This is a genomic window from Nonomuraea candida, from assembly GCF_000725485.1.
Taxonomy (GTDB): Bacteria; Actinomycetota; Actinomycetes; order Streptosporangiales; family Streptosporangiaceae; genus Nonomuraea; species Nonomuraea candida.
Genome location: NZ_JOAG01000188.1, coordinates 1 through 270, shown reverse-complemented (window position 1 = coordinate 270; position 270 = coordinate 1). Strand labels below are relative to the sequence as shown.

Sequence of the window (270 nt, the reverse complement as noted above, 5' to 3'; positions counted from 1 at the left end):
GGACGAGGAGTGGATCACTGTGCCGGGTGGTCCGACCGGTCAGGTCAGGGCGCGTGTCGTCCGCCCGGCCGGCGGCAGCGGCGATCTGCCGGTGATCGTGTACGTTCATGGTGCGGGCTGGGTGTTCGGCAATGCTCACACTCACGATCGGCTGGTGCGCGAGCTGGCGGCCGGTGCGCGGGCGGCGGTGGTCTTCCCCGAGTACGATCGTTCGCCCGAGCATCGCTATCCGGTGGCGCTCGAGCAGGTCTGGACGGTCGCCCGCTGGGT

At 70.4% G+C, this 270-nt stretch carries 1 protein-coding gene; it reads left to right on the top strand.

Going from position 1 to position 270, the window contains the following annotated elements:
- On the top strand, positions 1 to 270 hold a 270-nt coding region (locus tag IO39_RS53795), incomplete at both ends, for an alpha/beta hydrolase (protein ID WP_157549837.1).